6 protein-coding genes are annotated in these 6819 nt (G+C 60.5%); 5 read left to right on the plus strand and 1 reads right to left on the minus strand.

Annotation, left to right across the window (positions count from 1 at the left end; all coding sequences use genetic code 11):
* Positions 1 to 122 precede the first annotated feature (122 nt).
* Together ACT6VE_RS29690 and ACT6VE_RS29695 are read left to right on the plus strand one after the other, a co-directional pair.
* Positions 123 to 1037: an SUMF1/EgtB/PvdO family nonheme iron enzyme gene (locus ACT6VE_RS29690; RefSeq protein WP_444801859.1), complete on the plus strand. Its 915-nt coding sequence runs from the start codon at positions 123 to 125 to the stop codon at positions 1035 to 1037.
* 71 nt (positions 1038 to 1108) lie between these two features.
* Positions 1109 to 1804, plus strand: a complete 696-nt coding sequence (locus ACT6VE_RS29695; protein WP_444801860.1) for a Crp/Fnr family transcriptional regulator — start codon at positions 1109 to 1111, stop codon at positions 1802 to 1804.
* Between the two features lie 240 nt (positions 1805 to 2044).
* Here the strand turns inward: ACT6VE_RS29695 and ACT6VE_RS29700 are convergent, their stop codons facing one another.
* Positions 2045 to 2467: a twin-arginine translocation pathway signal gene (locus ACT6VE_RS29700; RefSeq protein WP_444801861.1), complete on the minus strand. Its 423-nt coding sequence runs from the start codon at positions 2465 to 2467 to the stop codon at positions 2045 to 2047.
* Positions 2468 to 2707: 240 nt separating this feature from the next.
* Between ACT6VE_RS29700 and ACT6VE_RS29705 the strand changes: the two genes are divergently transcribed.
* The 3 genes from ACT6VE_RS29705 to ACT6VE_RS29715 all read left to right on the plus strand — a co-directional run.
* Complete coding sequence (locus ACT6VE_RS29705) at positions 2708 to 3097, plus strand: cupin domain-containing protein (RefSeq protein WP_444801862.1); 390 nt, start codon at positions 2708 to 2710, stop codon at positions 3095 to 3097.
* 267 nt (positions 3098 to 3364) lie between these two features.
* Positions 3365 to 4360 carry a helix-turn-helix domain-containing protein gene (locus ACT6VE_RS29710; RefSeq protein ID WP_444801863.1) on the plus strand — a complete coding sequence of 332 codons (996 nt, stop codon included), beginning with the start codon at positions 3365 to 3367 and terminating at the stop codon, positions 4358 to 4360.
* 213 nt (positions 4361 to 4573) lie between these two features.
* Positions 4574 to 6819, plus strand: a 2246-nt coding sequence (locus tag ACT6VE_RS29715; protein ID WP_444801864.1) for a cadherin domain-containing protein, incomplete at its 3' end; no start/stop codon positions are given.

Here is a 6819-nt window from a genome sequence, read left to right on the forward strand (position 1 = left end):
ACAATGGTGCGCCCACCCACGCGGCGGGCGCACTTCCGGATCGCAAAGCTGCGATCCCTCTACCAATCGGCGCCCGTCCCGGACGTTGACCTATCGTCCGGGCGAAGCGCGAGGAGGCCTTCATGGCTGCGCTGACATCGAGAACCGGCATTCCCCTGAAGTCGCTTGCCCTTCCCGCATTGCTGCTGGTCGCACTCGCCGGCGCTGTCGCGATAAAGGCGGATCTTATCGGAGCGGCACCCACCGGTCCAGTGCTGGACGAGCCGCTGACAGTTGAGATCGCGCCGCGTACCTTCGACTATCGCGACAGCGGCGAGTTTTTCCGCAACGGCTTTGCCGTCGACGGGCCGGTGAAAAGCGTCACCGTGCGCCGTCTGCTCACCATCATGAAATACCAGGTGACTGCCGCTGACTACAGCGGCTGCGTCGCCAACGGCGCCTGCGCACAGCCCGAGCCGACCTTCGCGCCAGAGGATGCGGCCAACACACCGGCGACCGGCGTCAGCTATGACGACGCGATCGCCTATGCCGGCTGGCTGAGTGCGCACACCGGCGAAGTCTGGACTTTGCCGACCGATCGGGATCTGGCATTTGCCGCCGGCTCGCGTTTTCCCGACGATGCGCTCGGTGTCGATATCAACAGCACGAATCCGGCTGATCGCTGGCTGGCCGATTACAACCGTGAGGCGGCGCGTAAGGCGTCGCGCGATCCGGTTCCCCAGCCGCTTGGGCGCTTTGGCGAGAACGAATACGGCTTTGCGGATTTCGCCGGCAACATCTGGGAGTGGACGGCGACGTGTAACCGGCGCGTCAATCTCGACAAGGCGGGCACGGTTTTGAACGACGTGTCGTCCTGCGGCATCTATGTTGCGAGCGGGAAGCACCGGGCGGCGCTTAGTTCGTTCGTGCGCAACCCGAAGGGCGGCGGCTGCGCGGTCGGGGTTCCACCCGACAATGTCGGCTTCCGGCTGGTCAAAGATACGCGGTGGTATGCGCCGCTTCTCGCCAGGCTGAGAGAGAAGGGACTTGCGTTCTGAACTTTCTGTCGGCTGAGAGGCGTGATAGAAGCCGTGTGCGCCGATGAAGGCGCACGCAAAGGGACACGATTGTGAAGATTGACCGGACCGTCGTCCGGTCGCTCGCCCTGTTCGACAGGATGAGCGACGAGGATCTCGACAGGCTGCTGAACCACGCGACCGCGCGCCGCGTGCCGCAGGGCGATGCCGTTTTTGAGCAGGGCCAGCAGGCGGCAAGCTTCTTCCTTCTCCTGCATGGGCGCCTGAAGGTGATGCAGGTGACTGAGGACGGCCAGCAGATTATCGTGCGCGTCGTGCATCCCGGCGATCTCTTCGGTTTTGCCAAGGCGCTGCAGCGCTCCGACTACCCCGGCACCGCGAAGGCTGCGACCGAAAGTGTCATTCTGGGCTGGCCGACGGATCTCTGGCCGCATTTCGTCGAGCAGAACCCTCGCCTTGCCGTCACCGCCATGCAGACGATCGGCCAGCGGCTGGAAGAGGCGCATACTCGCATCCGCGAAATGTCGACTCAGGAAGTTGAGCGACGCGTCGCGCATGCCGTGCTGCGCCTCTCAAAACAGGCCGGCCGCAAGGAAGGCGAGGGCATCCGCATTGACTTCCCGATCTCCCGACAGGACATTGCCGAAATGACCGGCACGACACTGCACACAGTGTCACGCATTCTGAGCGCCTGGGAGGCGAAGGGCCTCGTAGAGGGCGGACGTCAGAAGCTGCTCATCCGTGACATTGCCGGACTGTCGGCACTGGCAGATGACACTCGCAAGTAATGGGCGCGCTGACATATGGCGAGGAATGAGTGGAGTGATCTAACCTCTTGATGCTGCGGTAGGACGCTCGCACATTGACTAGGTGGACCCGCTGTCGGGTATCGAAAGATCGTTCCAGAAAAAACGTTGGTTGTCGCTCGCAGGCGGTCGACCTTGATTTTGGCGGGATTGCTCCGACGCCTTACGCCAGCGAGCAAATCCAGCCTGTAAACGTGAGAATTATCATTAAATATGACTTAATCAGACCGTGCGAATATTCTGCGGCCAAAACCTGTCGAGGTGCGCATGCGCTTGACCGAGTGCGGGCAGGATTTGGGGCATTTCGAGCCGGAACTCGCCGTTAGCGTCGGTCAGCGTAGCACCATGGCTGCGCCGGTCGCGCTCGCTGCCTTCGGTCGTATGGGCCCACATCTGGATGCGCTGGCCCGCCAGCGGGACGCCATCGCCAGCGAGGCGCACTGTACCCGATATCAAAAAACCGCCGCCGCCGATTCGCTCGACGATTTCAGCGCCGGGGATGTAGTTATTGGAACCTCCCCGCATCGACGGCGTCGCAGCAAGCGCAGAAGCCCGGGCGGGCATACCAAGGTCAACAATCCCCGTTACCGCAAAGGCGGCACCAGCGGCAATGAACCTTCGGCGCTCGAAACAGGTTTCAGGCATCCCGATATCCTTTGAAAAATTCGGTACTGACCTCTCTTCAAATGTATCACTTTTACGCCCGCTGACCAACCAGACAGACAACGAACGGACTGTACGGTTTCGTAATGAGAGACGGACCAAGCGGTATTGCCAAGTTATGATCAACCACCAACCGAGGTTGAATTTGTACTATTGCGATCTGCTTTGTCGGATCGAGCATCAGTCGAACGTCATTGGAAGCCAGCCAGGAGGACCCCTAGTATGACGCGTTATGATTTTGACCCCGACGCTGTTCGTCCGGATGGTCGTTCCGGATCGCAGATGAGGCTCTTCGACCCTGTTGTCGAAGGGCCATGGAGAGGCTCGATTGCAGGCACGGACCTGAACGGTCCGGTCACCGTGCTGGCTTATGGCAACGATGAAATCGGAGTTGGCCCGCGCCTACACGTTCATCCCTATGACGAGACTTTCATCGTCGTGGAAGGCCGCGCACGGTTTTATATCGGCGATAGTGTCTTGGATGCATCGGCCGGAGACGTCCTTCTAGGTCCAGCGGGCGTTCCGCACCGGTTCGAGAATCTCGGGCCGGGCCGGCTCCAAACGATTGATATCCATCATTCGCGTCAGTGGATACAAACCGATCTCGGCTAGGCTCCGGACCTTCCATAGCGACGGGTCTTTGGTTCAAATCCGTTCAAGAGCTTACGAGCAAGTCTTGTAGTGGGAGTCGTGCGGAATAACCTTAGGATGCAGCATTCTCTTTTACAATTTTTTGTCGACAACGGCGGCTGATCTGGGTAGACCTCGGTCTGATCCAGGAAGGAATGCCATCAACTCTCCGCCGAAGGACCTCAGATGAGATTTTCACCGAGCGTTGACCTTTTCAATGGCAATGGCCGCTCTTGACGGTGGATCGGAATGAGCACCCATCCGACAACTGACAATCTCGCCCGCGCCAGCTACGGAACCTTCGTGAATCCGGAGGCGATGGCGTCGGCAATCGGAGGAATGTATTCCGGAGGTGCGTCGCCGCGGCCCGCCGGCCGAAGTGGGAAGCTATTTCATGGAACACTTGCGCGCGTCTCGTTCGATCGTCTGAGCGTTGGCGCGGGCCGTTTCGCGCAGGGCATTGCGCAAACGGCGGGAGCGCCGAACCTTCATACCTTCATGTTCGCGACCGAGCCGGGCATCGTACGGCGCGTTTCCGGCCGCAGCCTCTACGGCCGACATATCTTTCACTTCCGCCCGAACGAGCGGATCGTCACCTCATCTCCCGCCGGTCAGCCCTGGGCCTTCGGCATCGTCACCGTGCCGTTCGAACGGCTGGCAGCCTATGGATCGGAGGTAACCGGTCGCGACCATGGCGTGCCGCTCGATGACGACCGCATGTTCGTCGCTCCGGAGGCGGGAATGGCCTCGTTAGTTGCCCTGATGGTGGACATGGCCCGCCTCGCGCGCGACACTCCCTGGGTCATAACCGAGCCGCAACCGGCCAGGGCGCTCTCCGGGACGATCTTAGATGTTCTCGTCGGCAGCCTGACGCAGGGTGTGGTGCGCCGGGACCGTGCCGCGCTCGGCCGGCATCGCCAGATCGTCACCCGTTTCAAGCAGGCTATGGACGATCGGCCGGAGGAAATGCTGTCTCTTCGCGACATCTGCGTCGAGGTCGGTGTTGCCCAGCGGACCCTCAGCCTCGCCTGCCAGGAGTTTCTCGGCCAGGGCCCGATGCAGTTTGCGCGGGACTGCCGCCTGGATCATGTTCGCGATCGTCTTCTTGCGGGCGATCCCGCCACCACGTCGGTGACCACCGTAGCCATGCAGCTCGGGTTCTGGGAGCTCGGGCGATTCGCAATTGCCTATCGACGGCGTTTCGGCGAACGCCCGTCCGATACGCTTCGCCGGAACGGCTCATAAGCTTACCGCTCGCCGAAATCTGCCGTTCATGCCGGAATTGCATAGTCCTTCGCCGCTGCGGCCTGTATCGCAATCGGCTCGGAGGATCGCGCCGCCTGAAAAGCCCGCAAGCCGGCGATCCCGTCCGCACAGTTTTCATCGTCGCGATCGGTCCGCGCCCCATGCGTGCGGACGACAGTGCCGTTATTTCAACACTTCATTGGGATCCGCCGCATGCCCTCTTTCACGATGACCGCAGGCAACGACACGATAACTGCAACCGATAGCAGCGAAGTACTGGGCGCAAACGGCGTCGGCGGGGGGACGGACATCATCTACGGCGGCGGAGGTGATGACCGGTTCTACATCCTCCAGGGCACCGAGCACGTCACCTATTACGGTGAAGAGGGGGACGACGAGCTGGGTCTATTGGGTTACATCGCGGACGGAACATTCGATGGCGGTGACGGCTTCGACGTCGTAACCGTAGAGGAGGAAACCGCGTCGCTCGGGACGATGAGCTTCGTCAATGTAGAGCGGATCACCGCCTACACCTTCATTGCGTCGATTTCGCAGTTGATGAGTGTTTCCAGCATCCGCCCCTATTTGCGTGACGATTACGATATCCGTCTCGTTGGTGAAGGCGGCAACCTGGATCTGACGTTGCCGCGCATCGAAACCAACCGCGTAGTCTTGCTCGACGCCAGCGCGCTGAGCTCCGGTCTTGTGACGACGGGCGGCACCAGCAATGACGTTTTTGTCGGTTCGGCCTATGCCGATGTGCTCTCGGGCAATCGTGGCGATGACGAGATCAAGGGTGGCGACGGCGGTGATACGCTCAACGGTGATGCTGGCAACGATACGCTCTATGGCGAGGCGGGGGACGACACGCTGAACGGCGGCGAAGGCAACGATACGTTCTATGGCGGCAGTGGCACGGATGTCCTTAACGGTGGTTCAGGAGACGATAAATTCGTCGTGGACGAAACGAGCAGCGGCACCGTCGACGGCGGTGACGGCTGGGATGTGGTCTCTGGCAACGCGCTTGGCAGTGTCACCTACACCAATGTCGAGGAACTTGTGTCCTGGAGCGGCAGCATTTCCATCCGCTTCGCCGACCTCGCGCTCTTCTCGCAGGTATCGGTCGATCATATCTGGCTAATCGGTGCAGGTGGCGCGCTCGATCTCGCGGGAAAATCCTACTTCATGGACGGCGCGAAGCTGGAAAGCGCCATCACCGTCACTGCTGGTCCTGAAGGCGGTTGGATCGTGGGAACCGAGTTCGCCGATACGTTCAACGGCGGTGCAGCCAGGGATGTCTTCACCGGTGGCGACGGCAATGACACGATCAATGGTGGCGCGGGCGACGATATTCTCATCGGTCACAGCGGCGACGCTTATGGCATCGAATTCGACCATGGCACCGATGTGTTGAATGGACAGGATGGAAACGATCATATCGAGGGCAGGGGTCGCGACGTCATGAATGGCGGCGCCGGCGACGATGTCTTGGCCGCGAGCGATGATGCAAAGCTTGCCCTCACTGTCGACGGCGGAACGGGAACAGATTGGTTCTGGTTTAACGGCGATCTGGGAACAAGCACGTTCATCAATGTCGAGTTCCTGCAGTCGTATAGACTCACCGCCAGCCTTGCGCAGCTGAAGGCGTTCTCGACGATCTACAGGCTGGAAAACCTGACCCTTTCAGGTGCCGGGGGGACGCTCGACTTGTCCGGCAAGCTCGAACTCACGTCAGGCATCAGTCTTGACGGATCTGCGCTGACATCGGCGGTTACGCTGGCAGCCGAGGATAGCGACGACTGGCTGGTCGGCTCGCGATACAGCGATACCCTGCGCGGACGAGGGGGCGCGGATCAGATCGATGGCGGTGTTGGAACGGATATCGCCGTCTATTCGGGCAAGAGAGCGGATTATACCGTGGCGAAACTCCCTGGCGGTTTTGTCACCGTCACGGACAATCGTCCGGGGGCCAATGACGGGCAAGACACGCTGCTAGGCGTTGAAACGGCCAGATTCTCCGACGGCATGCTGGATCTGCGCAACCTTGCACCGACATCGCTTGCGCTTTCCAGATCGACCGTCGCGGAGGATCGAAAGGTCGGCACGACGATCGGCACGCTTTCGGCCGTTGATCCCGAAGGCGGGGCGATTACCTACAGCCTGTCGTCCAACCCTGGTGGAATTTTCAAGATCGTTGGCAATACGCTGCAGCTTGCCAAGGCGATCGATTACGAAACGGCCAAGAGCCACGCCATTACGATCGTCGCGACTGATGTGGGCGGCAATAGTATCAGCAAGAGCGTATCGATCGGGGTAATCAATGTCGTCGATGAAGCGCCAACATCGCTAGCGCTTTCCAAGACGACCGTACTGGAAAGCAGCAAAGTAGGCACGACGATCGGTACGCTCTCAGCCATCGATCCCGAAGGCGGCGCGATCACCTACAGCCTGTCGTCCAA

The sequence above is a fragment of the Shinella sp. genome, from assembly GCF_052438155.1.
Lineage (GTDB): Bacteria > Pseudomonadota > Alphaproteobacteria > Rhizobiales > Rhizobiaceae > Shinella.

Coding starts and splice junctions, on each gene's coding strand:
- ACT6VE_RS29690 (WP_444801859.1), top strand. CDS start 123: ATGGCTGCGCTGACATCGAGAACCGGCATTCCCCTGAAGTCGCTTGCC.
- ACT6VE_RS29700 (WP_444801861.1), bottom strand. CDS start 2,467: ATGCCTGAAACCTGTTTCGAGCGCCGAAGGTTCATTGCCGCTGGTGCC.
- ACT6VE_RS29705 (WP_444801862.1), top strand. CDS start 2,708: ATGACGCGTTATGATTTTGACCCCGACGCTGTTCGTCCGGATGGTCGT.
- ACT6VE_RS29710 (WP_444801863.1), top strand. CDS start 3,365: ATGAGCACCCATCCGACAACTGACAATCTCGCCCGCGCCAGCTACGGA.